This window comes from Erwinia sp. JUb26 (assembly GCF_003751505.1).
In the GTDB taxonomy this organism is placed as follows: domain Bacteria; phylum Pseudomonadota; class Gammaproteobacteria; order Enterobacterales; family Enterobacteriaceae; genus Erwinia.
In genome coordinates this window covers 426,105-450,619 of record NZ_RJVB01000002.1, presented here as the reverse complement: position 1 = coordinate 450,619, position 24,515 = coordinate 426,105, and the positions used below count along the sequence as shown (strand labels likewise).

The 24,515-nt window shown below is 59.6% G+C and carries 22 protein-coding genes; 15 read left to right on the top strand and 7 right to left on the bottom strand.

All coding sequences use genetic code 11. The features are described from left to right. The first annotated feature begins 26 nt into the window (after window positions 1–26). Window positions 27–1,718, top strand: coding sequence for a chloride channel protein (locus tag EC836_RS07145; RefSeq protein ID WP_123331534.1), 1,692 nt, complete (start codon window positions 27–29; stop codon window positions 1,716–1,718). A gap of 135 nt (window positions 1,719–1,853) precedes the next feature. On the opposite strand, the gene EC836_RS07140 is transcribed toward EC836_RS07145, so the two are convergent. From EC836_RS07140 to EC836_RS07125, 4 genes are all read right to left on the bottom strand, one after another. Next, a complete protein-coding gene (locus EC836_RS07140) occupies window positions 1,854–2,657 on the bottom strand; it encodes an inositol monophosphatase family protein (RefSeq protein ID WP_123331532.1) in 804 nt (267 codons plus the stop codon). Window positions 2,658–2,671: 14 nt separating this feature from the next. Then, window positions 2,672–3,733, bottom strand: coding sequence for an ABC transporter ATP-binding protein (locus tag EC836_RS07135; protein WP_123331530.1), 1,062 nt, complete (start codon window positions 3,731–3,733; stop codon window positions 2,672–2,674). After that, window positions 3,730–5,949 carry an iron ABC transporter permease gene (locus tag EC836_RS07130; RefSeq protein WP_123331528.1) on the bottom strand — a complete coding sequence of 740 codons (2,220 nt, stop codon included), beginning with the start codon at window positions 5,947–5,949 and terminating at the stop codon, window positions 3,730–3,732. Before EC836_RS07130 ends, EC836_RS07135 begins: the two co-directional genes overlap by 4 nt. Before the next feature lie 81 nt (window positions 5,950–6,030). Then, entirely contained in the window at window positions 6,031–7,059 is a 1,029-nt protein-coding gene (locus EC836_RS07125; RefSeq protein WP_123331526.1) for an ABC transporter substrate-binding protein, read from the bottom strand. 216 nt (window positions 7,060–7,275) lie between these two features. On the opposite strand from EC836_RS07125, the gene EC836_RS07120 reads away from it, so the two are divergent. The 5 genes from EC836_RS07120 (at window position 7,276) to EC836_RS07100 (ending at window position 13,039) form a co-directional block, all read left to right on the top strand. Then, a complete protein-coding gene (locus EC836_RS07120) occupies window positions 7,276–8,310 on the top strand; it encodes a LacI family DNA-binding transcriptional regulator (protein WP_123331524.1) in 1,035 nt (344 codons plus the stop codon). Window positions 8,311–8,348: 38 nt separating this feature from the next. Beyond that, complete coding sequence (locus tag EC836_RS07115) at window positions 8,349–9,329, top strand: LacI family DNA-binding transcriptional regulator (protein ID WP_123331522.1); 981 nt, start codon at window positions 8,349–8,351, stop codon at window positions 9,327–9,329. 123 nt (window positions 9,330–9,452) lie between these two features. Then, window positions 9,453–10,262: an inositol monophosphatase gene (locus tag EC836_RS07110; protein ID WP_123331520.1), complete on the top strand. Its 810-nt coding sequence runs from the start codon at window positions 9,453–9,455 to the stop codon at window positions 10,260–10,262. Between the two features lie 107 nt (window positions 10,263–10,369). Then, window positions 10,370–11,728: an MFS transporter gene (locus EC836_RS07105; protein WP_123332148.1), complete on the top strand. Its 1,359-nt coding sequence runs from the start codon at window positions 10,370–10,372 to the stop codon at window positions 11,726–11,728. Window positions 11,729–11,752: 24 nt separating this feature from the next. Then, window positions 11,753–13,039, top strand: a complete 1,287-nt coding sequence (locus EC836_RS07100) for a histidine-type phosphatase (RefSeq protein WP_123331518.1) — start codon at window positions 11,753–11,755, stop codon at window positions 13,037–13,039. A 122-nt stretch (window positions 13,040–13,161) separates the two neighbouring features. Here EC836_RS07100 and EC836_RS07095 read toward each other — a convergent pair whose 3' ends face one another. After that, window positions 13,162–13,653 (bottom strand): M48 family metallopeptidase, encoded by a 492-nt coding sequence (locus tag EC836_RS07095; protein WP_123331517.1) that lies wholly within the window; start codon window positions 13,651–13,653, stop codon window positions 13,162–13,164. Between the two features lie 128 nt (window positions 13,654–13,781). Between EC836_RS07095 and rlmG the strand changes: the two genes are divergently transcribed. Next, complete coding sequence (gene rlmG / locus EC836_RS07090; RefSeq protein WP_123331515.1) at window positions 13,782–14,909, top strand: 23S rRNA (guanine(1835)-N(2))-methyltransferase RlmG; 1,128 nt, start codon at window positions 13,782–13,784, stop codon at window positions 14,907–14,909. Between the two features lie 100 nt (window positions 14,910–15,009). On the opposite strand, the gene EC836_RS07085 is transcribed toward rlmG, so the two are convergent. Then, window positions 15,010–15,726 (bottom strand): polyphenol oxidase family protein, encoded by a 717-nt coding sequence (locus EC836_RS07085; RefSeq protein ID WP_123331513.1) that lies wholly within the window; start codon window positions 15,724–15,726, stop codon window positions 15,010–15,012. 198 nt (window positions 15,727–15,924) lie between these two features. Here EC836_RS07085 and EC836_RS07080 point away from each other — a divergent pair, with 198 nt between their 5' ends. Both EC836_RS07080 and EC836_RS07075 read left to right on the top strand, forming a co-directional pair. Beyond that, entirely contained in the window at window positions 15,925–16,203 is a 279-nt protein-coding gene (locus EC836_RS07080; RefSeq protein ID WP_123331511.1) for a type II toxin-antitoxin system RelE/ParE family toxin, read from the top strand. Continuing rightward, complete coding sequence (locus EC836_RS07075) at window positions 16,203–16,511, top strand: HigA family addiction module antitoxin (protein WP_123331509.1); 309 nt, start codon at window positions 16,203–16,205, stop codon at window positions 16,509–16,511. Before EC836_RS07080 ends, EC836_RS07075 begins: the two co-directional genes overlap by 1 nt. Window positions 16,512–16,603: 92 nt before the next feature. Here the strand turns inward: EC836_RS07075 and EC836_RS07070 are convergent, their stop codons facing one another. Then, on the bottom strand, window positions 16,604–18,613 hold the full coding sequence (locus EC836_RS07070) for an NADPH-dependent 2,4-dienoyl-CoA reductase (RefSeq protein ID WP_123331507.1): 2,010 nt from the start codon (window positions 18,611–18,613) through the stop codon (window positions 16,604–16,606). A gap of 237 nt (window positions 18,614–18,850) precedes the next feature. Here EC836_RS07070 and idnD point away from each other — a divergent pair, with 237 nt between their 5' ends. The 6 genes from idnD (at window position 18,851) to pqqA (ending at window position 24,471) form a co-directional block, all read left to right on the top strand. Then, entirely contained in the window at window positions 18,851–19,882 is a 1,032-nt protein-coding gene (idnD, locus tag EC836_RS07065) for an L-idonate 5-dehydrogenase (RefSeq protein ID WP_123331505.1), read from the top strand. A gap of 9 nt (window positions 19,883–19,891) precedes the next feature. Further along, window positions 19,892–20,656 (top strand): gluconate 5-dehydrogenase, encoded by a 765-nt coding sequence (gene idnO, locus EC836_RS07060; RefSeq protein WP_123331503.1) that lies wholly within the window; start codon window positions 19,892–19,894, stop codon window positions 20,654–20,656. A 47-nt stretch (window positions 20,657–20,703) separates the two neighbouring features. After that, on the top strand, window positions 20,704–22,023 hold the full coding sequence (locus EC836_RS07055) for a gluconate:H+ symporter (RefSeq protein ID WP_123331501.1): 1,320 nt from the start codon (window positions 20,704–20,706) through the stop codon (window positions 22,021–22,023). Window positions 22,024–22,113: 90 nt separating this feature from the next. Further along, window positions 22,114–23,109: a LacI family DNA-binding transcriptional regulator gene (locus EC836_RS07050; protein WP_123331499.1), complete on the top strand. Its 996-nt coding sequence runs from the start codon at window positions 22,114–22,116 to the stop codon at window positions 23,107–23,109. Between the two features lie 69 nt (window positions 23,110–23,178). Further along, the gene (locus tag EC836_RS07045; protein WP_123331497.1) at window positions 23,179–24,222 is read left to right on the top strand and encodes a dipeptidase; all 1,044 of its coding nucleotides are present in this window, start codon (window positions 23,179–23,181) and stop codon (window positions 24,220–24,222) included. A gap of 177 nt (window positions 24,223–24,399) precedes the next feature. After that, the gene (pqqA, locus tag EC836_RS07040; protein ID WP_072166356.1) at window positions 24,400–24,471 is read left to right on the top strand and encodes a pyrroloquinoline quinone precursor peptide PqqA; all 72 of its coding nucleotides are present in this window, start codon (window positions 24,400–24,402) and stop codon (window positions 24,469–24,471) included. The last annotated feature ends 44 nt before the right edge of the window (window positions 24,472–24,515 follow it).

Here is a 24,515-nt window from a genome sequence, read left to right as displayed (position 1 = left end):
AGAGAAAAGAATTTCGGGGTAAAACGATGTCCATTGGCACTAAACATGCACTTAACTGGACCAGCATTCTGGTGGCGATCCCTGTCGGGCTGGTGGCGTCGCTGGTCACGCTGGGCTTTCGCCAACTGATCGAACTTATCGATCTGCTGCTGTTCGGCGGTCAGCAGGACATCACCGAGGCCATGCACGTCTACCCCTGGTATTTCTGGCCGCTGATCGTGGGCGGCGGCGGGCTGATTGCCGGATTTTTCCTGCGCTATGCCGCGGCGTTAGAACAGAAGGAAACGATTCGCACCGATTATCTGGATGTGATCAACGCCCGGCTGGACAGCGTGCCCACCCGGACCTCGCTGTTTCGCGGCCTCTCCTCGCTGGCCAGTATCAGCAGCGGTGCCTCCATTGGTCGGGAAGGGCCGATGGTGCAGCTGTCGGCGCTGAGCGGCAGCCTGATGGGGCGCTGGCTGTTTAAATCGCTGCCGCTGAAAAACAGCGACGTGGTGGCGATGGCCGCCGCCGCCGGTTTGTCGTCGGTCTACCATGCGCCGCTGGCGTCGGCGATCTTCGTGGCGGAAATCGCCTTCGGCATTTCGGCCATGCAGCGCCTGATCCCGCTGATTATCGCCTCCGGCGTGGCGGTGCTGACCATGTGGTCGCTGGGCTACCGGTCGGCGATTTATCCCTTTTCCCACGCGCAGTTTGAGCTGACGCCGGACAGCATTCTGCTGACGGTGGGGGTCGGCCTGCTGGCCGGGCTGTTCGGCTGGGCGATGATCTGGCTGATTGGGCAGAGCAAGCGGCAGTTCGCCCGCATCGGCAGTCTGCCGCTGCGGCTGGGGCTGGGCGGCGTGCTGGTGGGGGCGCTGGCGATCGGCAGCACGCAGATCCTCGGCAACGGCTACGAGGTAATCGTGCGCATTATGGCGGGCAGCTTCCTGCTGCCGATGCTGGCGGCGCTGCTGCTGCTAAAAATGCTGGCAACGGCGATTTCGGTCGGCTCCAGCGCGGTGGGCGGTCTGTTCACCCCGGCGCTGCTGATTGGCGCGCTGATGGGGCAGCTGGTGGCGCTGGTGGCCATCATGGCCGGGGTGCCGGTCAGCAACGCCGAAGTGTTTGCCGCCGTTGGCATGGGCGCGGTGCTGTCCTCGGTAAGCCAGGCGCCGCTGATGGCGATGCTGATGGTGCTGGAAATGACGCTCAACAGCAGCCTGCTGTTCCCCACGATGATCGCCTGCGTGCTGGCGTCGATGCTGGCCTATCGCCTGCAGTCGGGCAGCACCTACTCGGTGGTCAACAGCCACTTCAGCCGTTCGGATGCCAAATTCGATTTTGATAACGGCATTATCTCGCAGTTTATCGTCTCCGGCGCGGCGCTGACGCCGGAGGATTCGGTAGGCAAAGCGATGGCGGTAAGCTCGCTGAAGCGCGAGCGCTTTGTTTATGTCATCGACCATAAAGGCACCTTCCTCGGCGCGGTCTCGATTCACGATATCTCGCACAAGGTGCTGGATAAGGAGATTACCCTGACCTCGCCGGTGAGCTGCGTTATGGACGCCAGCTTCCCGACCATCTTTGAAAACCAGACTATTCGGGAAGGCTGGGAGGCGTTCGCCCGCATCACCCTGGAGCGCCTGCCGGTGCTGAATAATCCGCAGGAGCGCAAATACGTCGGGGCGCTGACCAAAACCAGCCTGATCCAAAAGGCGAAGGACTTTATTTGAGGCTAAAGGTGTGCGCCTTACCCGCCGTAAGCAGGTAAGGCGTCTGGTTTGCGTCAACTCGTTGTATAACCGGTTACTTGCTGGTTTTTCGCCTGCGTTACCGTCTGGCAATGCGCTTCAGATCCGCGCACGGCACTACAGCCCGGCGATGCGCCGCAGATCCGCTTCCGCGCCGGGTGCCACCGCCAGCACCTGCGCGCCTTTTAGCAGGCGGTCGCCTTCGGTATTAAACGGGTGATACCAGCCGCCTGCTTCTTTGACCAGGCAGTAACCGGCCAGGCAGTCCCAGGCGTGCATGTAGGGTTCGTAGTAGCCCACCACGCGGCCCGCGGCCACCCAGGCCAGCATCAGCGCACCGGACCCGATGCGGATAAAGTTGCCGCCCGCCTCCAGCAGCGAGGCCAGAATTTTCCCCACCTCATCCGGGCTGACGTAGCTGTTGGCACCAAAACCGGTGACGTGGTTCTGCAGCGTGCGGGCAGGGTCAACCTGTAAACGCTTGCCGTTCAGCGTGGCCCCATGCCCCAGCGCGGCGACGTAGCATTCCTGATAGTAGGGGGCATAAATCACCCCAATCACCGGCACGCCGTCCTGCAGCACCGCCACCGAGACGCACCAGTTGGGCATGCCGTTGAGGAACGGGCTGGTGCCGTCAATCGGATCGACCACCCAGGTATAGCCCGATGAGCCTGCCTGCAGCCCATACTCTTCACCCAGAAAGCCGTCGTCCGGGTACTGCGCGCGGATCTGCTGGTCGATCATCTGCTCGACTTCGCGGTCGGCCTTTGAAACGACATCCTGCAAATCATGTTTGGTTTCCACCACCAGGCTGTCGCGCTGATGGAAATACGCCAGCGCCTTTTCTCCCCCGGCGCGCGCCACCTTTTCCGCCAGCGCCAGCCGCGCCAGCAGTGCATCGTGGGTCACTGATTCACTCATTATCTATCCTTAAATTAGCCAGCAATCAGGGCCAGGCCCTGCGGTTTAAAATCAATCGCCACGCGCGATGTCAGCGGCAGCTGCCGTTCCATCTGCGCATCGACAATAAACAACGGCCCCAGCTCGGTCGCCACCTCATACTCAATATGATCGCCCAGCCAGGTGCTGTGCGTCACTTCCCCCGGCAGCGCGCCGACGCCATCGTCGCGCAGGGTGATAAACTGCGGCCTGACGGACAGCTGCGCCGCGCCGGTTTTCATTCCGTTGCCGCGTACGCGATAGCGCTGATTTCCCAGTCTGATCAGCGCCTCATCGCCTTCTACCAGCTCCACCTCACACGGCAGAATGTTGGCCTCGCCCATAAAATCGGCGATAAATACGGAGTTCGGCGCGCGATAGAGGCTCTCCGGCGCACCCTGCTGGGCGATATTGCCCTCTTTCATCACGATAATTTTATCGGACACCGCCAGCGCCTCCTCCTGATCGTGAGTCACGTAGACCGCGGTGAAGCCCAGCCGCTGTTGCAGATCGCGGATGTCGGTCCGCACGCGGCGGCGCAGGCGTTCATCCAGATTCGACAGCGGTTCATCAAGCAGCAGCACCTGCGGTTCCAGCACCAGCGCGCGCGCCACGGCGATGCGCTGCTGCTGCCCGCCGGACAGCTCGGACGGCAGGCGCTGCCCCTGGCTTTCTAACCCAACCAGCTTCAGCCCCTCGCGCGCCCGATCCTGCACTTCGCGCTTGCTGATGCCGGAGGACTGCAGGCCGTACATAATATTGTCGAGCGCGCTCATATGCGGGAACAGCGCGTAGGACTGAAATACCATTGCCACATCGCGTTCGTTGGCGGGGAGATTAGTGACGTCTTTACCGCCAATCAGAATGCGCCCGGATGTCGGATGCTCCAGCCCGGCCAGCAGCCGCAGGGTGGTGGTTTTACCGCAGCCGGACGGGCCAAGCAGCGTCACCAGCGTACCCGGTTCCACCGTCAGCGACAGATCGGGCAGGGCGTTAAAGCCCGCGAAGCGTTTCGAAACGTGCTCAAACACCACGGAACCGGCGTTCAGGGTTGTCATACGGCATTCTCCTGGATTAAAGAGGTGGAAGCGGGCGGTGCAGGCACATCTACCGGACGGGCAACGCGGCGCAGCCGCCGTTCACCGACCAGCCACTGGAACACGCCGATAATCAGCAGCATCACCACGATCAGCACCGTGGAGTAGGCGATAGCCACGCCGTACTCGCCGTTTTCTACCAGCCCGACGATATAGGATGTCGCCATGTTGTACTGCGCGCTGACGAGGAAGATCACCGCACTGATTGAGGTGATCGCCCGCACGAAGGCATAGACCAGTGCCGCGCTGATCGCCGGTTTCAGCAGCGGCAGCACCACCTTGCGCAGCGTGCGGAAGCTGTTAGCGCCGAGAGTCAGTGAGGCTTCATCCAGGCTTTTATCCAGCTGGCTCATCGCTGCGATGCCGCCGCGTACGCCCACCGGCATATTTCGGAACACAAAGCAGGCCACCAGAATCAGCGCGGTGCCGGTAATCTCCAGCGGCGGCAGGTTGTAGGCCATCACGTAGCTGACCCCGATCACCGTACCGGGAATGGCGAAGCTGAGCATCAGCAGGAATTCGAAGGTCTGGCGACCGGCGAACTTCTGCCGCACAATCAGCCAGGCGGTCAGCAGCCCGACGATTGCCGTCAGCGGGGCAGCGATCAGCGCGATCTCCAGCGTGGTCCAGAATGAATTCCACGCCACGCCGCTCCACAGCAAATGCCCCTCGCTAAAGCTGATGCCGAAAGCGCGGACGTAGTGATTGATGGTCAGCGAGCTGTCCAGCCCCCAGGACTGCACGAAGCCGCCCACCACGATCATGCCGTAGATCACCAAGGTGAACAGGCCCCACGGGATCACCATCCCGTACACGCCGAAGCGCAGGGCGCGCGGTAGCTGGCCATGCTGGCCGCCGTCACCTTTGCCGGTGACGGTGGCGAAGTTCTTGCCGCCCAGCCACAGCCGCTGCAGGATAAACGCTGCCAGGGTGAAGCACAGCAGGATCATCGCCAGCACCGCCGCACGGCTTGGGTCGTTTTGCGCCCCGACCACCGAGAAGAAGATCTCGGTAGAAAGCACGCCGTGGCTGCCGCCGAGCACCATCGGGTTGCCGAAATCGGCCATGCTTTCGATAAAGCTAATCAGGAACGCGTTGGCCAGACCCGGGGCCATCAACGGCAGCGATACGCGGCTAAAGGTGCGCCAGCGGTTGGCGCGCAGCGTCTGTGAAGCTTCCTCCAGCGAGGGGCTGACCCCTTCCACCACGCCAATCAGCACCAGGAAGGCAATGGGCGTAAACGACAGCACCTGAGCAATCCAGATGCCGGTCAGGCCATACAGCCAGCGGCCCGGTTCGATGCCGAACAGCGCCGCCAGATGCTCGGTCACCACGCCGGAACGGCCAAACAGCAGGATCAGCGCCAGGCCAATCACAAACGGCGGGGTAATGATCGGCAGGATGGTCAGCATGCGCAGCGCTTTCTTGCACGGCAGCGGGGTACGCGTGGCGGCAAGGGCAAACGCCAGCCCAAGCAGCGTAGAGCCGCTGGCGGTCATCAGCGCCAGCCACAGCGTGCGCCAGGCCGTTCCGCAGGTGCCGCCGTTAAAGCAGGACAGGCTCCAGATGGCCGGATCCTGAATATTGCTGATCAGGCCATCGGGCTGAAAGCTGCCGTCCACACCCTGTACCGAAACCACAAACATGCTCAGTACCGGATAAAGTACAAAGATGCTGACCAGCGCCGTCAGCAGCACCAGCGAAGCCACCACAAAGGCATCGCCCTTCATCACGCCGCGTTCTGCCAGCGCGAAGGAGAACAGCAGCAGGAAGGTCGTCAGCAGCAGCAGCGCGCCCGCGCCCATCGCCGGCTGGCCGGATTCCAGCGCGCCAAAGTGGTTTTCCAGCCACAGCCAGCTCCAGCCGCTGTAGCCAATCGCATGGCCTTCAATCACCAAAAACAGCACGCCGAGCGCGCTGAACAGCAGCAGCAATCGGCTGCGCATCCCCGATGGCAGCAGGCCACAGCCGCCGCACAGCGCGAACAGCGTCACGGCTGCCGTCAGCCACGGATGTTCACCCAGCTGCCAGAGCGCCGGGGCCGTCGCGGCGTCGTTCCACAGGCTCATCAGCCAGCCGCCTTCAAAGAAACCGGCCTCAAGGCTGTACCACGGCAGCAGCAGAGCCGCCGCGCCCATTATCAGCGCGCCGGTCAGACGACGATTATTTGCATTCATGACATACCTCGACCTGAAAACCAGGCTGAAGCGGACATCAGGCCGAAGCCACCGCGTATCAGCATCACAAAACGGCGGGGATTACTGCGCGCTGGCGCCGATCTCTTTGTCCCAGCGGCCGAGCAGCGCTTTACGCTTGGCCGAGTCGCCGTAGGTTTTAAAGTCGTAATCGATCAGCTTGATGTTCTCAAAGCGCGGCGCGTATTCGGAAATCTCCGCCTTGCGGTTCGACGGCAGCTGGAAGGATTTGGCCTCTTTCATATGCGACTGCGCTTCCGCGCTCAGCGCCCAGTCGTACCAGACTTTGGCATTGGCGAGGTTGCGCGCGCCTTTGACGATCGACATGGAGCCGATCTCGTAGCCGGTGCCTTCACACGGCGCAACGGTCTTGATCGGGAAGCCATCAACCTCCATTGCCACCGCATCGTGCATAAACACGATACCGACGGTGGTTTCACCGCGCGCGGCCGATTTTACCGGCGCGGAGCCTGATTTGGTGTACTGGGAGACGTTAGCGTTGAGCTTTTTGAGATAGTCGAAGGCTTTATCTTCGCCCATGATCTGCACCAGCGTCGCCAGGGTGTTGTAGGCGGTGCCGGACGAGTTCGGGTTAGCAATTTGGATCTCGCCCTTAAAGCCCGGATCCAGCAGATCGGCCCAGCAGGTGGGCTCTTTCAGTTTCTTGCTGGCCAGCAGTTTGGTGTTGTAACCCCAGCCGAGCGCGCCGGCGTAGATGCCGACCGTGCGATAGCCGGAGTTCTCAGCCTGCTTCTGGGCCCAGTCCTGCTGCTCCGGCAGCAGCGGCGATTTGTACACCTGGGTCAGCCCTTCGTCCGCCGCCTGCATATGGGGGTCGCCGGTGCCTGCCCACCAGATATCGGTGCGCGGATTGCGTGCTTCGCTGCGCAGTCGCGCATAGGCCTCGCCCGCCGACAGGCGCACCATGCTGACTTTGATATCAGGATGAGACTGACTAAAAATACGCGTCATATGCTCGCACACCACCACATCCGCCGAGCAGACCATATTGAGATTGCCCGCTGCCGAGGCGGCAAACGGTAAAGCAGTGCAACAGAGGGATAGCGCGATGGCCATTGAGGTATATCGCATGATGATCTCCTGGGTTTGTAGGGTAGTGCTTCACTGGCACCTGATTTTGCACGTGTGTGCAAAGTAATAATGAACAAGAAATAAACTGTCAAATGCCTTGCTGCCGATTTATCAGCCCTTGTCACAAAATTATAACAATTGTGATCGTGGTCCGTTTGCACAGCTTTGCAATCTGAGGCAGACTCAATCTCAGCCGGGATTTTGAGGAAGAACAGCATGCAATATGAGAAAGCGGTGGTGAGTGCGCAGGACGTGGCCGACCGTGCGGGCGTATCACGCTCGGCGGTATCACGGACCTATACGCCGGGCGCCAGCGTGTCGGAAGCGACCCGTGCGCGGGTGATGAAAGCGGCAGAAGAACTGGGCTATCACGTCAACCATCTGGCGCGTGGGCTGGTGCGTAACCGCAGCGGTATTGTTTGCCTGGTCGTGTCTGAAATCGCCACTCCCTATCGCGCAATGCTGGTGCGCTGGCTGACCCAGTTTCTGCAGGAGGCGGGCAAAGTGGCGATGCTGATCAACACCGACCGCTCGGACAACAGCGTCTCGGCGGCGCTGCAGCAGGCGATTAATTTCCGCGCCGACGCCTCGATTATCCTTTCCGGCATGCCCGACCGCGCCATCACCCGCCAGTGCTACCAGCACGGACAGCGCATTATTCTGATTAACCGCGACGAGTCGCTGCCCGGATCGCTGAGTATTAATCTGGATGCACAATCGGCGGCCGAAACGGCGGTGATGGCGTTTCAACGCGCGGGCTGTCGGCACCTGGCGTTTGCCAATTCGCTGGCCGGAACGCCTAGCCTGATGAAGCGCGAAGCGGCATTTGTCGCGGTGGCGGAGCGGGCCGGATTAGCGGTGACGGTGGAGCGTTTTGGTTCTACCTCTTACGAAAGCGGCCAGATTCTGGCGCATCGTCTGCTGACCCGCCAGCAGCGTCCGGACGCGGTATTTTGCGTCACCGATCTGGTGGCCTGTGGCTTTATGGATGAAGCCCGACACCGTTTTGCGGTCAGCGTGCCGGAGGATATCTGCCTGATAGGATTCGATAATATCGTGCAGGCCGGGTGGTCATCCTTCAATCTGACCACCTTCGCCCAGCCGGTAGAACGCTTTGCCCGCGACGCGGTGCAGTGGCTGATCCAGACCGAGCAGGCGGAAAGCGGCTTTACCCCGCAGAGTGAACAGCAGCACGACAGCCTGGTGTATCAGGCCGATGTGGTGTGGCGCGGATCGGTACGGGGGGGTTAACATAGCGTAAAGCACACCGTAACCCGCGCAGAGTGAGCATGAACGAGAAGAAAAAAAACTGGGTCAATGCCGAAGATGTCGCCCGCCTGGCGGGGGTATCACGCTCTGCGGTTTCCCGCACGTTTACCCCGGGTGCCTCCGTGGCGGAAAAAACGCGGAAAAAGGTCCTCGCCGCGGCCGAAACGCTGGGCTATCAGGTCAATATCATCGCCCGCACGATGATCACCGGCAGCAGTAACTTTATCGGCATCGTGACTGCCGGATTCGATAATCCGTTTCGCAGCAAGCTGCTGTCGCCGCTGGTCCATCAGCTGGCCCTGCACGGTTTTATGCCGCTGCTGATGAATGCCGACGATCCGCAGCAGCTGGCCCCCTCGCTGAAACAGCTGCTCAGCTACCACGTGGCCGGGGTGATTATCACCTCCGGCGCGCCGCCGCTGTCGCTGGCCGAAGAGTATCTGGAACGGAAAATCCCGGTGACCCTGATCAACCGCAATGCCGATCTGGCGGGTTGCGATCGCGTCGCCAGCGATAACGCGCAGGGGATGCGGCTGCTGGCGGATTACTGTCGCCAGCGCGGTTGGAACAACATTGGATTTATCGGTGAAGAACGCAGCAATTTCAGCACCGAAGAGCGCTATCAGGCGCTGATGTCCTGTGCGCCAGATTCGACCATCGCCACGCGGTTTATCCCCGGCGGCGGCTATGCGGCGGGCAGGGCGGCGGCGATGGAATTACGCACCTGTCAGGTGCTGCTCTGTGCGACGGATATGCTGGCGTTAGGCGCGATCGACGGTCTGCGTACCCTGAACGGCCACGATCCGACACCCGCCGTAATGGGCTTTGATGACATTCCTCAGGCGGGCTGGGATCCCTATCATTTAACGACAATTCAACAGGATACCGAAGGGCTGGCGCAGCATGCGGTGGATCTTCTGGTGACCCGAATTACCCAGTTCGACCTGCCTTCCCGCCATCGCGCGGTGCCGGTGAAATTAATCATCCGCCAAAGCGCGTAATGAAAAATTAATTTTATGCGGTAGCTCACAGATTAATCTGCGGACTGCCGTCACACTCTCTTCTGCCCTGCGGGGCTTATTTTTTGTTAACAAATGCACACGTGTGCATTTTTAGGAGATGTTATGGCAACCCGTGAAAATGATTCGCTTTTGGCGCGCTACCGCTTCGCCTGCAGTCTTGCTGAGTCCGGGGGAAAACTGGCTTACGGCTTCTATCAGCAGCGCGACAGTCTGCAGGTTGAACACAAGGGCTGCGACGCACAGGATGTGGTCAGCCTGGCCGACCGCGAGGTGGAATCCTTTGTTAAATCACGCATTGCGGAAGCCTTCCCGGAAGACGGCTTTCTGGGGGAGGAGAGCGGCACGTCGGATGCACATCAGCGCGTGCTGTGGGTGGTTGACCCGATCGACGGCACCAGCTGTTTTCTCAACGGGCTGCACACCTGGTGCCTGTCGCTGGCGGTGGTGATGGATGGCGAGCCGGTGATTGGCGTGGTGTATGACCCGAATCATAAAGAGCTTTTCCGTGCCCTTAAGGGGGAAGGTGCCTGGCTCAACGACCGCAGGATCGCGCCGCACCCGGCGGAAACGGTGGCCGGTGGCGTGATGGGCGTCGGGACTTCACATCGCGTGACGGCGGCCGATTTCCTGCCGTTTCTCGACCAGCTGTTGCAGCACGGCGGGATGTTTGTCCGCAACGGCTCCGGTGCGCTGATGAGTGCCTGGGCCGCCGCGGGCCGCCTGACGGGCTATTACGAACCGCATATGAATCCCTGGGATGGCCTGCCGGGGATCGTGCTGATGCGCGAGGCGGGCGGCACAACCAACGATTACCTGGCGGCGGACGGCATCGTGCACGGCAATCCGGTTCTTCTGGCCAGTAAAACGCTTTATCCACAATTAAAACAATGGGTTGTTCAAACCTTAAACTAACCTGCTCGGGTCTGGCATCTGATTGCGTACTCTACATAACACGGAAACAGCTTCAGGGACGAAGACAAAATCAATCAGCACCGCCTCCGCCCTACGGAGACAAGATGATGTCTGGATTAATCCGTTTTTTCCGGGCCAGCCCGGCGAAAACAACCGCTGACTTTAACCAACGGCGCTTTCGCAGCGTGCGGTGGCAAACGTTTCTGGCGATGACGCTGGCCTACGTAACGTTTTACGTCTGCCGGCTCTCCTTCACCGTGGCGAAAACCGCGCTGGTGGAGTTAGGTATTTCGCCGTCGGAGCTGGGTATGATCGGCTCTGCGCTGTTTTTCAGCTACGCCATAGGCAAACTGGTTAACGGTTTTTTAGCCGACCACGCCAACGTGGTGCGCTTTATGAGCCTCGGGCTGCTGCTGAGCGCGGGGATGAACCTGATGATGGGGATGACCACCAACGCGATGATGCTGGCCATTTTCTGGGGCATTAACGGCTGGGCGCAGTCAATGGGGGTCGGCCCCTGTGCGGTATCCCTTGCGCGCTGGTACGGCACCAAAGAACGCGGCACTTTCTACTCCATCTGGTCAACGGCGCATAACATCGGTGAGGCGCTGACCTACATCGTGATTGCGGCGGTGATTGCGGGCTACGGCTGGCATATGGGCTATCTGTCAACGGCAGCGCTGGGCGCAGCGGGCGTGGTGCTGATGCTGTTGTTTATGCGCGACTCACCGCAGAGCAGCGGCTTCCCGTCCATTCATGACATCAGCAACGAACCGCAGGAAGAAGAAGAGGCCAAAGGATCGGTCTTCCGCAATCAGCTGATGGCGCTGCGCAACCCGGCGCTGTGGACGCTGGCGCTGGCCTCGGCGTTTATGTACATCGACCGCTACGGCGTGAATTCCTGGGGCATTTTCTTTTTGCAGCAGGGGAAGGGCTACAGCACGGTTGAGGCCTCGGCGATTATCGGCGTGAATGCCATTGCCGGGATTGTTGGCACCATCGTGGCGGGGATGCTTTCCGACCGTTTCTTCTCGCGCAACCGCAGCATTATGGCCGGTTTTATCAGCCTGCTGAATACCGCCGGATTCGCGCTGATGCTGTGGCTGCCGCGCAATTATTACACCGACATTCTGTCGATGATTGTCTTCGGTGCGACCATCGGCGCACTGACCTGTTTCCTCGGCGGTCTGCTGGCGGTGGATATTTCCTCGCGGAAAGCGGCCGGGGCGGCGCTCGGGACCATCGGCATTGTCAGCTATGCCGGGGCCGGATTCGGTGAATTCCTGACGGGTATCATCATCGATAAAACGTCGGTGATGGAAAATGGCATCAAACTCTACGATTTCCACACGTTGTCTCAGTTCTGGGTGGCAGCCGGTCTTATCTCTGCGCTGTTGTGCTTTGTCACGGCTGTGATAGTGGCAAGACGCAACGCCAGCGAGCACCGCACCCTGTTTTCATCTTAATTACCTCAACAGAAGGAAGTTCGAATGATGGCAAAACGACATCAGGCTGCTGCACGCCTGTTTATCGCCGGTGCGCTGTGGTTCAGCGCTACACAGGCTCATGCGGAGGCCACGTATCAGCTGGAAAAAGTGGTGGAGCTTAGCCGCCACGGCATCCGGCCGCCGACGCCCGGCAACCGCACGGATATTGAGGCCGCAACAAACCGCCCCTGGACGCAGTGGAATACCGCCGACGGTGAACTGACCGGCCACGGCTACGCGGCGGTGGCGAACAAAGGACGCTGGCAGGGTGAGCACTACCGCCGGCTGGGGTTACTCACCGCGGGCTGCCCTCAGCCGCAGGACGTGTATGTGCGGTCCAGCCCGCTGCAGCGCACGCGGGCCACCGCCGCCGCGCTGGTGGACGGCGCGTTTCCCGGCTGCGGCGTTGCCGTACACCGGGTAGATGGCGACCACGATCCGCTGTTCCAGACCGAAGCGTTTCCGGCCACCAATACCGATCCGGCGGAGCAGCTGGCGAAGGTCAAAGAGACGACAGGCGATCTGGCCGCGCGTCAGCAGGCGTTGCAGCCCGCGGTTCAGGCGCTGAAAAAGGCGGTGTGCCGCGATGACGCGTCCTGTGCCTTCTTCGATAAGCCGTGGCAAATCAAACAGAGTAAAAGCGGGAAAGCCTACGTTGATGGCCTGAGCGTGCTGGCGAATATGGTTGAGACCCTGCGCCTCGGCTGGAATGAAAATCTGCCGGTTGCTCAGCTGGCCTGGGGGAATATCACCTCATCGGCGCAGATCACCGCCGTTTTACCGCTGTTGACGGCCAATTACGATCTCAGCAACGACGTGCTTTATACCGCGCAGAAGCGCGGCTCCATTCTGCTTAACGCCATGCTGCAGGGCGTTGAGCAGGGTGTGACGAAGCCGGCGGATAACATGCCGGATACGCGCTGGCTGCTGCTGGTGGCGCATGACACCAACATCGCGATGGTACGTACCCTGATGGATTTCAGCTGGACGCTGTCGGGCTACACCCGCGGCAATATCCCACCGGGCAGCAGCCTGGTATTTGAACGCTGGCGCGATATGCAAAGCGGAGAACGCTTCCTGCACGTCTACTTCCAGGGGCAGAGCCTGGACGATCTGCGCAATTTGCAGACCGTGGACGCCCGGCATCCGTTGCTGCGTGAAGAGTGGCGTCAGTCGGACTGCCGCGTAACCGAAGTGGGGACGCTGTGCCCGCTGCGTTCCGCCGTGAAAGCGCTGGGTAAAAACCTCGACCGCCGGGCGGTGACCCCGGTGGCCTACGCGCTGCCGTGATGTTCCGCTCTCGCTGCAGGCCGGAAGGCCTGCAGCAAATCCATTCGCATTATTCCTCAGGGCTACGGCTGGCTCGGTAAAACAGCTTTTCCGCAATCAGAATAAGGATCGGCCCGACGGGGCTATTTCAGATCGCGGAAGTTTAGCCAGATACGCATATCAAACTCCAGCTGGTGATAGTCCGGCTCCATATGGCAGCACAGCTGATAGAACGCTTTGTTGTGATCCTTCTCTTTCAGATGCGCCAGCTCGTGTACCACAATCATTTTGAGAAACTCTTCCGGCCCGTCGCGAAACAGCGTGGCGATGCGGATCTCATTATTGCTTTTCAGCTTGCCGCCCTGCACGCGGGAAACAAAGGTATTGGTTCCCAGGGTGCCTTTTACCGGATTCTGCTTATTATCAAACAGGACTTTCGACAGGGCAGGGGCATTTTTCAGGTAACGCTGCTTCAGCCCGCCCACGTACTGATACAGCGATTTATCATCCTGGATACGGTGCTGCCCCGGATATTTCTTCTGCATCCAGTCCGAGAGCTGTCCCCGATCGGACAGCTGCTGCACGCGGGCAATCAGTTCAGTGGGGTAGCCGTTGAGATAGCGTAATGTAGTCATAACTCTCTGATTAATCTGCTGAGCGTTACGCTGTACGCGATGTGCGTGACAGGTAATATTAAGAAAAACGTTTACTGTGCGCTCATTTTAGGGGATAAAACGCGGAAATTTTACATTAAGGTGTTCCCATGAGCCAACTCGAACTAAGCAACCGTATGCTGACGCTGCATCGCTTTCCCCAAATGCGCGAAGAAAGCCCGTTGCAGGCCTGGGATGCGGCCGATGAATACCTGCTGAGGCACATCGGCGACGAGCCGACCGGCGGACCGACGCTGATTTTTAATGACACCTTTGGTGCGCTGGCCTGCGCGGTAGCGGGCGAGGGCGTCTACAGCATCAGCGACTCGTGGCTGAATCAGCAGGCGACCCGGCAGAACCTGGCGCTCAACGCGCTGGACGAGTGCGATGTCCAGCTGCTGGACAGCCTGGCGCCGCTGCCCGCCGCCCCGACGCGGGTGATGATTAAGGTGCCAAAAACCCTGGCGCTTTTAGAACAGCAGCTGCGTGCGCTGCGCAAAGTAGTGACGCCACAAACGCAGATTATCGCCGCCGGTAAGGCAAAGGATATTCATACTTCCACTTTGCAGCTGTTTGAAAAAATTCTCGGACCGACCACGACCTCGCTGGCCTGGAAAAAAGCGCGCCTGATCTACACCACCTTCATTGCCCCTGCGCTGGCGGACAGTGACGTCATCGCCAGCTGGCCGCTGGACGGCACGGACTACGTGATTCACAACCACGCCAACGTATTTGCGCGCGGCGGGCTGGATATCGGGGCGCGCTTCTTTATGGAGAATCTGCCGGAAGATCTCGACGGCGAAATCGTTGACCTCGGCTGCGGTAACGGGGTGATTGGCCTGACGGCGCTGCGGCAGAACCCGCTGGCGCAGGTTCACTTTATTGATGAATCGTATATGGCCGTGGCGTCCAGCCGTCTGAACGTAGAGTCAAACTGCCCGGACGATTTGGCGCGCTGCGAGTTTCGCGTGAACAACGTGCTGGCGGGTTATCCGTCGGATCGCCTGCATGCGGTACTGTGCAATCCGCCGTTCCATCAGCAGAACGCGGTCACCGACCATATTGCCTGGCAGATGTTCCGCGATGCCCGCCGCTGCCTGCAGTACGGCGGCGAGCTGCGCATCGTCGGCAACCGTCACCTGGACTACTATCACAAGATGAAGAAGCTGTTTGGTAACTGCACCACGGTAGCGACCAACCAGAAGTTTGTGGTCCTGCGCTCGGTGAAAATGCGCTGATTGCCAGCGGTGCGGCGGCTATGCCGCACCCTGAATTCATATACATCCCCGGTTGGAATGGGTGGGCAGCGATGCTTAGCTCGATCGTTTTCGCCGCGCGTTAGCTTTTTACGCTGATCCACGAAAAACGCTGCTGGTAGCCGTGCTGGCGGTGCGTGTTGCGCCGGTAGCTGGCCTGTTCCTCCGCCATGCAGTAGGTGCAGATCCCGCTAAGCTCAATCTGCTCCTCCGGTACGCCTTCCCTCAGCGCGATGCGCTTTGCCAACAGAGGTAAATCAAACCACACGCCGTCCGTCGTTCCCTGCGCCTGTGGGCGAATCGCCGCCGGGTTTGGCGAGGGCTGACCGGACCAGACCATTAACGGCGACAGCTGGTGCGGATCGTCCTGCTGCGCGCGGGCAATCAAATCCTTCCCTAACTCATAACAGCAGGGGCCAATCGACGGGCCGATGGCTATAAACAGATCCGCCGGTGCGCTGCCGCGCTGGCACAGCTGTCGGATGGCGTTGATCAGCACGCCGCTAAGAATGCCCTTCAGCCCGCCGTGCACCGCCGCCACCTGCCGTTGCCGTGCGTCGACCAGCAGGATCGGCAGACAGTCGGCGGTATACACCGCTACCGGGCGGTTATCGCTGGCGATCAGCCCGTCGGCCTCGACGCTTTTTACCGGCAGTGCCGTGGCACTCGGCACCACGCGGGCGCTGTGGCGCTGCTGATTGTAAATCGTCTCTGCGGGCGGCCGTTCACCGGCGGGTAAAAATGCGTGATCGAGCCAGTCGAAGCGGGTAAGCAGGGGAGAGCGATGGCCGGATGGCATTGGATATTCCTCGAAAATCAGTGAGTACGGGTTCAGATTACCCGCCCGCGTGGCGCGCCACTAATCATTTTTGTGGTGATTGCTTGCCGGATTCACCTGCGATGACAACAGCCTAAATTACTAATGCCCTGTCGGTCTATTGTGTATTGCGAAGTTGCGCGATTATAATGTTGCTTGTAGCGCAACAGGGAGCGTTTCATGATTAAGAGTTTCAGGCATAAGGGATTACGTCAGTTCTTCGAAAAAGGAACGACTGCTGGAATTAATGCGCAGCATGCTGGAAAGCTGCGACAGCGTTTAGCCGTTATTAATCAGGCGGAGGAAGTGGGTGAGATAAGCCTGCCTGGCTATTATCTTCATCCGCTGACGGGTGACAGGCGTGGACAATGGGCGATAACCGTGACGGGCAATTGGCGTATTACGTTTGAGTTTATCGACGGCGATGCCTGGATCGTTAACTATGAGGATTATCATTGATGAAAATGCACAATCCCCCGCATCCAGGGGAAATCATTGCTGACGCATTAGATGAGTTGGGATTGGGGATCAGGGAGCTGTCCCGTGCACTGAACGTTGCGCCGTCGACTGCCCAACGGCTGGTATCCTGCCAGGCTGCAGTATCACCTGAAATGGCCATTAAGCTGGCAGAAGTACTGGGAAGTTCTCCTCAGGTTTGGATGCGGCTGCAGGAAGCCTGGAGCCTGCATGAAGCGCAAAAAAAGGTTGATCTGACCAAGCTGACGCGCCTTTTTGTACCGACTGATAGCATGATTGCGTCGTCGTAAAAACTGCCCGATGTTTCAGAATATCGGGCAATATAATTACTTAACAGGATATTTTAACGTTGCTGTTACCGCATTTTAATCAGCGCCGTCCTTCAAATCTCCAGCCCCAGCTTCGTGCCCTGCGCAATCGCCCTCCGGGCGTCCAGCTCCTGAGCGATATCGGCTCCGCCGATAATATGCAGCGGTTTGCCCCCGGCGCGCAGATCCGCCTCCAGCTCTCGCCTTGGCTCCTGCCCGGCGCAGATAATAATATTGTCCACCGCCAGCAGCAGCGGTTCGCCATCGCGCAGAATATGCAATCCGTCATCGTCAATACGCTGATACTCAACGCTGCCCCACATCTGCACGCCGTGCATCTGCAGGCTGGCGCGATGGATCCAGCCGGTGGTTTTTGCCAGCCCCGCGCCCGGCTTACCGGGTTTGCGCTGCAGCAGCCACACCTGACGGGCGCTGTGTGGCGCTACCGGACGGGTCAGGCCACCGGGCTGCGTCAGCGTGCGGTCGATGCCCCACTCTTCGCAGAACCCGGCGATCGTCTGCGGTTCGGCGGCGGCGGGCTGTACCAGATATTCTGCGGTATCAAAGCCGATGCCGCCCGCGCCGACAATCGCCACCCGCTGCCCCACCGGTTTTTTATCGCGGATCACGTCCAGATAGCTGAGCACCGACGGATGATCGGTCCCCGGGATCGCCGGCATGCGGGGTTCAATGCCGGTAGCCAGCACCACTTCATCAAAATCTGCCAGCTGCGCCGCGCTGACGTACTGATTCAGCCGCAGGGTCACGCCGTGGATCTCCAGCTGACGGCGGAAGTAGCGCAGAGTTTCGCTGAACTCCGCTTTCCCCGGGATCTGCCGGGCGATATTAAACTGCCCGCCGACTTCCGGCCGCGCGTCAAACAGCGTCACCTGATGCCCGCGTGCGGCGGCATTCACCGCAAACGCCAGCCCGGCAGGTCCGGCACCGACCACCGCAAGGTTTTTCCGCACGGTCAGGGGGATCGGCTGCAGGGTGGTTTCGTGGCAGGCGCGGGGATTGACCAGGCAGGAGGTCAGCTTGCCGGCAAAGATCTGATCCAGGCAGGCCTGATTGCAGCCGATGCAGGTGTTGATCTCATCGCTGCGCCCCTGCTGCGCCTTCAGCACGAATTCGGCGTCGGCCAGGAACGGTCGCGCCATCGACACCATATCGGCGCAGCCGTCGTCCAGTATCGCCTGGGCCACATCCGGGTGGTTGATACGGTTGGTGGTAATCAGCGGAATGCGCAGATGCTGCTTCAGCGTCTGCGTCACCCAGGCAAACGCCGCGCGCGGCACGGCGGTGGCAATCGTCGGGATACGCGCTTCGTGCCAGCCGATTCCGGTATTGATCAGTGTGGCACCCGCCTGCTCGACCTCTTTTGCCAGAGTGATGGTTTGCTCCAGCGTGCCGCCCTGGTCCACCAGATCCAGCATCGACAGGCGGAAAATAATAATAAATTCGTCACCGACCGCCGCCCGCACCGCGCGCAGAATATCCAGCGCAAAGCGACGGCGGCGCACGTCATCGCCGCCCCATTCATCGTCGCGCTGATTGGTATGGGTCACCAGGAACTGGTTAATCAGATAGCCTTCGGATGCCATGATCTCTACCCCGTCGTACCCGGCCTGCTGGGCCAGACGCGCGCAGCGGGCATAGGCGGCGATCAGCGCCAGGATCTCTTCGTGGCTGAGCGCGCGCGGGGTAAAGGGATTGATCGGGGCCTGAATCGCCGAAGGGGCAACCAGACCGGGCTGGTAGCTGTAGCGCCCGGTATGCAGGATCTGCATGGCAATTTTGCCACCGGCCTGATGCACGGCGTCGGTAACCCGTCGGTGGTGTGCCAGCTGCGACTCGTCGTTGAGCACCGAGGCGCCGGGGCTGACCACGCCCTCCGGCGTCGGGGCGATACCGCCGGTGACGATCAGCGCCACTCCGGCGCGGGCGCGCTCGGCGTAAAACGCCGCCAGCCTTTCGGCACCCTGCGGATGCTCCTCCAGCCCGGTGTGCATTGAACCCATCAGAAAACGGTTTTTGAGCTGGGTAAATCCCAGGTCCAGCGGAGAGAACAGTGACACGCTCATCTTAAATCCCGGAAGTGGTCGGATGAGTTAACTGTAGCGATCATATGACCGCGACGAAAGTGCAGTTATTCGCTTTGTGATGTATGCCACTGATTAACGTTTCTCCGAAAGGGTAGTCGCTTCACGTTATGCGTAACATGAGTTTAGTAACATGATTTTTAGTGATCTGATTCACAGTTTTGCATCTAAAAAATCGTTCTCATAGGCGCCTCAATGAATACGTATTAGAGGTTTCTCATGAGTACTACCACGCAGTCCTGCATGATCAACGGTAAAGAGCAGGTTGAGGTTGTCAGCCAGCAGGTGGATTACCAGGGCGAAGGCACGCTGGTGCGCATCACGCGCGGCGGCATTTGCGGTTCCGATCTGCACTACTATCAGCACGGCAAGGTCGGCAACTTTGCGGTGAAGATGCCGATGATCCTCGGTCATGAAGTGATTGGCTACGTGGTGAAAAGTGATAACCCGGCGCTGAAAGAGAATCAGAAAGTGGCGGTGAACCCGTCCAAACCCTGCGGCCACTGCAAATACTGCGAAGCGCAGGAAGAGAACCAGTGCACCGGCATGCGCTTCTTCGGCAGCGCCATGTACTTCCCGCACGTGGACGGCGGCTTCACCCAGTTCAAAGTGGTCGACAGCAGCCAGTGCATTCCTTTCGATAACCAGGCCGATGACAAGGTGATGGTGTTTGCCGAACCGCTGGCGGTGTGCATTCACGCGGCCAATCAGGGCGGTGAGCTGCGGGGCAAAAAGGTCTTTATCTCCGGCGTGGGGCCCATCGGCTGCCTGATTGCCGCAGCGGCAAAAGCCAAGGGCGCGGCGGAAGTGGTCTGTGCCGACATCAGCGAGCGCTCGCTGGCGATGGCGGTAGCGATGGGGGCTACCGACACCATTCATGCGGCGAACGGCGACTTCGCGCCTTACCTGGCGGAGAAAGGCTATTTCGACGTGTCGTTTGAAGCCTCTGGCCATCCGTCTTCGCTGACCCGCTGCCTGGAAGTGACCCGGGCGAAAGGCACACTGGTGCAGGTAGGCATGGGCGGTGACGTGCCGGGCTTCCCGATCATGATGCTGATCGCCAAAGAAATAAAACTGGTCGGTTCCTTCCGCTTTACCACCGAGTTCAATACGGCGGTGGAGTGGCTGGGTAACGGCACGGTGAACCCGCTGCCGCTGTTCAGCGGTGAATACGATTATCAGAATATCGACGCTGCACTGGTGTTTGCCGGTGATAAACAAAAAGCCGCCAAAGTGCAGCTGACTTTTTAAGGACAAATCATGACTACGCTTTTCTCTCTGGCAAACAAACGTGTACTGATCACCGGTTCCGGCCGCGGCATTGGTTTTCTGATGGCGAAAGGGCTGGCCGAAGCCGGTGCCGAAGTGATCATCAACGCCACCACGCAGGAAGGGGCGGATAAAGCCGCCGCTGCGCTGCAGCAGCAGGGCTTCAAGGCGCACGCGGTGGCGTTTGACGTGACCCAGTCTGCGGCGGTGAATGCGGCGGTGGAAAAAATTGAAAGCGAGATCGGGCCGATCGACGTGCTGGTGAACAACGCCGGTATTCAGCGCCGTCGCCCGTTCCTGGAGTTCCCGGAGCAGGACTGGAACGACGTTATCGCCGTGAACCAGACGGCGGTATTCCTGGTTTCTCAGGCGGTGGCGCGCCAGATGGTCACCCGTCAGCAGGGCAAAATCATCAATATCGGCTCAATGCAGAGCGAGTTGGGCCGCGACACTATCACCCCGTACGCCGCCTCTAAAGGCGCGGTGACCATGCTGACGCGCGGTATGTGCGTTGAGCTGGCGCGCTACAACATTCAGGTGAACGGCATTGCGCCGGGCTACTTTAAAACCGAAATGACCCAGGCGCTGGCGGATGATGAAGCCTTCACCTCATGGTTGTGCAAACGTACACCGGCTGCACGCTGGGGCAACCCGGAAGAGCTGATCGGTGCTGCGGTGTTCCTTGCTTCAAAAGCCTCTGATTTTGTGAACGGGCACCTGCTTTTTGTCGACGGCGGGATGCGCGTAGCAGTGTAAGCGGCTACACCTTAAGACACCGGACTTTTTAAAACACAGGAATTTCTATGCCCATTACAATAATAGCCTTTGGGGTCATTCTGCTTCTGGTGCTGATGATCGTATTTAAGGTCAACGGCTTCATCGCTCTGATTTTTGTTTCTGCCGTAGTCGGCGTGGCCGAAGGGATGACGCCGCTGGCGGTTATCGCTTCGATCCAGAAAGGGGTTGGCGGCACGCTTGGTGGGCTGGCGCTGATCCTCGGCTTCGGTGCCATGCTCGGTAAGCTGGTCTCCGATACCGGTGCCGCGCAGCGCGTTGCCACTACGCTGATTGCCGCCTTCGGTAAACAGCGCGTGCAGTGGGCGCTGATGGTCACCGGCCTGGTGGTTGGCTTGGCGATGTTCTATGAAATCGGCTTCGTGCTGCTTCTGCCGCTGGTGTTTACCGTGGTAGCCGCCGCTCGCCTGCCGCTGCTGTACGTCGGCGTGCCGATGGTGGCCGCGCTGTCGGTGACCCACTGCTTCCTGCCGCCGCATCCTGGCCCGACCGCTATCGCCATTATCTTTGGCGCTAACCTTGGCACCACGCTGCTGTACGGCATGATCATTACTATCCCGACGGTGATTATTGCCGGGCCGGTGTTCTCCAAATTCCTGAAAAACTTTGAAAAGTCGCCGCCGGAAGGGCTGTATAACCCGAAAGTGTTTGAAGACCATGAAATGCCGGGCTTCTGGACCAGTATTTTCGCGGCGGTTATCCCGGTGATCCTGATGGCGGTGGCGGCGGTCTTTGAACTGACCACGCCGAAAGAGAACGTGCTGCGCCAGTTCTTTGAGTTTGTCGGTAACCCGGCGGTGGCGCTGTTTATCGCGGTGGTGATTGCGGTGTTCACTCTCGGCCTGCGCAACGGCCGTAAGATGGACGAAGTGATGGAGATGTGCAGTTCCTCCATCGGTGCAATTGCGATGATCGTGTTCATTATCGCCGGTGGCGGTGCCTTCAAGCAGGTGCTGGTGGACAGCGGCGTGGGCGACTATATCGCTAACATGATGAAAGGCTCGTCGCTGTCTCCGCTGCTGATGTGCTGGACCGTGGCGGCGATGCTGCGTATTGCGCTGGGATCGGCCACCGTGGCAGCGATCACCACCGCCGGTATCGTGACCCCTATTATTGCCATCACCCACGCCGATCCGGCGCTGATGGTGCTGGCGGTGGGTTCCGGTAGCGTGATCGCTTCACACGTTAACGACCCGGGCTTCTGGCTGTTTAAGGGCTACTTCAACCTCAGCGTGACCGAAACGCTGAAGACCTGGACGGTGATGGAAACGCTGATTTCCTTCCTCGGCCTGGCAGGCGTATTGATTTTGAACGCCATTATTCACTAATCTGTCAGACGGCCGGTTACCTCCGTCGTCATCCCGTAAGGGCCAGGCTTGCCTGGCCCTTTTTACTTTTTTCTGATTCCATGGAAGCTTATGAGATCGCACCGCATATCGTTACAGGACATCGCCACGCTGGCTGGCGTAACCCGGATGACGGTAAGCCGCTATCTGCGCACGCCAGAGCGCGTTGCGCCGGAAACCCGGGCAAAAATCGCCCAGATCATCGAAGAGATTAACTACATTCCCAACCGCGCGCCGGAGATGCTGCTCAATGCGAAGAGCTATACGCTGGGCGTGCTGATCCCCTCGTTTAAAAACCAGATATTCGCCGACCTGCTCAGCGGCATTGAAGCCGCCACCAAAGAGGGGCGCTATCAGACGCTGATCGCCAACTATAACTACGATAAGCAGGCGGAAGAGGAGCAGATTATTAACCTGCTCTCCTACAATATCGACGGCATCCTGCTCAGCGAAAAGGACCACACCCTGCGGGCGGTGAAGTATCTGCGCTCGGCGAAAATCCCGATTGTGGAGGTGATGGATACCCAGGGTGCCTGCCTCGATATGCAGGTTGGCTTTAACAACTACAGCGCGGGCTACGACATGACGCGAACGCTGCTCGATCAGGGCCGAACGCGCATTATCTACTTTGGATCGCAGGATGACCGGCGCGATGAGTTTCGCTATCGCGGCTACTGCCAGGCGATGAGCGAGCGGGGAGGCGAGGGGCGGCGAATCAACCCGAAAGCGATCTCTTCGCAGAAGCTGGGCGCGGCAATGCTCACCACCGCGCTGGAACAGTATCCCGATCTGGATGCGGTGTTCTGCACCAATGACGATCTGGCGCTGGGCGCGCTGCTCTTCTGCCAGCGGCAGGGGATTGCGGTGCCCGGCCGCATTGCGATTGCCGGTTTCCACGGGCTGGACATCAGCCGGGAAATGTACCCGACGATGGCCAGCGTGATCACCCCGCGCTATGCGATCGGCTACACCGCCGCCGAGCTGCTGCTGAAAAAAATCGGCGATGAAAGCTTTACCGCCGACTCGGTGGACCTCAGCTATCAAATCTTTATGGGTGAAACCATCTGATCGGCGCTTCTGGCAACGGTGAAAACTGCGTTATGCTTTGGTGTTACCCGCGCGATAAAGGCAGTGTGAATGAGCAATATCCCCCAGCCGGTTTTTGACGGCCATAACGACGTGCTGCTGCACCTGTGGCTGCATCATCCTGAACGCCCGGCCGAAGCCTTTCTTCAGCAGCGACTTGGCGGCCATCTCGACCTGACCCGCATGCGGCAGGGCGGCTTTGCCGGGGGCTTGTTTGCCGTGTTTGTACCGCCTGCGGATTACGTGGCGAAATTCTTCAAGCGCGATGCGGAGCAGGAAGCGCTGCGCCACGATCCGCTGGCGATCACCGAACAGCAGATGGCTATCTTCCAGCAGATCGCGCAGCGGTCGGCGGGGCAGGCGCGCGTCTGCCGCAGCGTCAGCGATATCGAGCAGTGCATGGCGCAGGGCGTGCTGGCAATGGTGCTGCATATTGAGGGTGCCGAAGGGCTGGATGAGGATCTGAGCCAGCTGGAAGGCTGGGCCGCCGCCGGGCTGCGCAGCATCGGGCCGTTCTGGAATATCCCCAACCGTTTCGGCTTCGGCATTAACGGCACCTTTCCCGGCTCACCGGATACCGGTGAGGGGATGACCGAGGCCGGAAAGCGGCTGATCCGCGCCTGTAACCAGCACCGGCTGATGATCGATCTGTCGCACATGAATGAGAAAACCTTCTGGCAGACCGCCGAACTCAGCGACGCGCCGCTGGTCGCCAGCCACTCCAACGTGCATGCGCTGTGCCCGCAGCCGCGCAACCTGACGGATAGCCAGCTGGCGGCAATCAAAGAGCGCGACGGACTGGTCGGGTTGAACTTCGGCACCTCGTTCCTGCGCAGCGACGGCAAGCGCGACGGCAATACGCCGCTCAGCGTGATGGTGCAGCACCTGGATTACCTGCTGGAGAAGCTGGGAGAGGACCGTGTGGCGTTCGGCTCTGACTTTGACGGCATCAACGTGCCGGATGAGATCGGTGACGTGACGGGCCTGCCACGACTGCTGAACGCACTCAGGGCAGTGGGCTATAATGAAGAGCTGATAAACAAGCTGTGTTACGCGAACTGGCTGCGAGTTTTACGACAAACCTGGCAGAAATAAATCGTGGTTTTTGAACCAAATAGTTCAATGCTGAGTTATCCACAAAGAATTAAGGGTTGATATCGATTTATCATAGGCGCAACATTTGCGCCGCCAAGTTCTTGTAATTTGACAACATGCCTTTCACCTGGCGCGTCCGGTGGAGGGGGTTTTTAGCGCTTTTTTGAGGAGATGACTATGTGGACTAAACCTACTTTCATCGATATGCGTCTGGGCTTAGAAGTGACTCTGTACATTTCTAACCGTTAATATTTCTGCCCGCCGGGTTATCCCGGTTGCAGATAATGCCTGCT

What these genes read in the sequence shown, in the direction of transcription:
- EC836_RS07145 (WP_123331534.1), top strand. Translation starts at nt 27, where the DNA reads ATGTCCATTGGCACTAAACATGCACTTAACTGGACCAGCATTCTGGTG.
- EC836_RS07140 (WP_123331532.1), bottom strand. Translation starts at nt 2,657, where the DNA reads ATGAGTGAATCAGTGACCCACGATGCACTGCTGGCGCGGCTGGCGCTG.
- EC836_RS07135 (WP_123331530.1), bottom strand. Translation starts at nt 3,733, where the DNA reads ATGACAACCCTGAACGCCGGTTCCGTGGTGTTTGAGCACGTTTCGAAA.
- EC836_RS07130 (WP_123331528.1), bottom strand. Translation starts at nt 5,949, where the DNA reads ATGAATGCAAATAATCGTCGTCTGACCGGCGCGCTGATAATGGGCGCG.
- EC836_RS07125 (WP_123331526.1), bottom strand. Translation starts at nt 7,059, where the DNA reads ATGCGATATACCTCAATGGCCATCGCGCTATCCCTCTGTTGCACTGCT.
- EC836_RS07120 (WP_123331524.1), top strand. Translation starts at nt 7,276, where the DNA reads ATGCAATATGAGAAAGCGGTGGTGAGTGCGCAGGACGTGGCCGACCGT.
- EC836_RS07115 (WP_123331522.1), top strand. Translation starts at nt 8,349, where the DNA reads ATGAACGAGAAGAAAAAAAACTGGGTCAATGCCGAAGATGTCGCCCGC.
- EC836_RS07110 (WP_123331520.1), top strand. Translation starts at nt 9,453, where the DNA reads ATGGCAACCCGTGAAAATGATTCGCTTTTGGCGCGCTACCGCTTCGCC.
- EC836_RS07105 (WP_123332148.1), top strand. Translation starts at nt 10,370, where the DNA reads ATGTCTGGATTAATCCGTTTTTTCCGGGCCAGCCCGGCGAAAACAACC.
- EC836_RS07100 (WP_123331518.1), top strand. Translation starts at nt 11,753, where the DNA reads ATGATGGCAAAACGACATCAGGCTGCTGCACGCCTGTTTATCGCCGGT.
- EC836_RS07095 (WP_123331517.1), bottom strand. Translation starts at nt 13,653, where the DNA reads ATGACTACATTACGCTATCTCAACGGCTACCCCACTGAACTGATTGCC.
- rlmG (WP_123331515.1), top strand. Translation starts at nt 13,782, where the DNA reads ATGAGCCAACTCGAACTAAGCAACCGTATGCTGACGCTGCATCGCTTT.
- EC836_RS07085 (WP_123331513.1), bottom strand. Translation starts at nt 15,726, where the DNA reads ATGCCATCCGGCCATCGCTCTCCCCTGCTTACCCGCTTCGACTGGCTC.
- EC836_RS07080 (WP_123331511.1), top strand. Translation starts at nt 15,925, where the DNA reads ATGATTAAGAGTTTCAGGCATAAGGGATTACGTCAGTTCTTCGAAAAA.
- EC836_RS07075 (WP_123331509.1), top strand. Translation starts at nt 16,203, where the DNA reads ATGAAAATGCACAATCCCCCGCATCCAGGGGAAATCATTGCTGACGCA.
- EC836_RS07070 (WP_123331507.1), bottom strand. Translation starts at nt 18,613, where the DNA reads ATGAGCGTGTCACTGTTCTCTCCGCTGGACCTGGGATTTACCCAGCTC.
- idnD (WP_123331505.1), top strand. Translation starts at nt 18,851, where the DNA reads ATGAGTACTACCACGCAGTCCTGCATGATCAACGGTAAAGAGCAGGTT.
- idnO (WP_123331503.1), top strand. Translation starts at nt 19,892, where the DNA reads ATGACTACGCTTTTCTCTCTGGCAAACAAACGTGTACTGATCACCGGT.
- EC836_RS07055 (WP_123331501.1), top strand. Translation starts at nt 20,704, where the DNA reads ATGCCCATTACAATAATAGCCTTTGGGGTCATTCTGCTTCTGGTGCTG.
- EC836_RS07050 (WP_123331499.1), top strand. Translation starts at nt 22,114, where the DNA reads ATGAGATCGCACCGCATATCGTTACAGGACATCGCCACGCTGGCTGGC.
- EC836_RS07045 (WP_123331497.1), top strand. Translation starts at nt 23,179, where the DNA reads ATGAGCAATATCCCCCAGCCGGTTTTTGACGGCCATAACGACGTGCTG.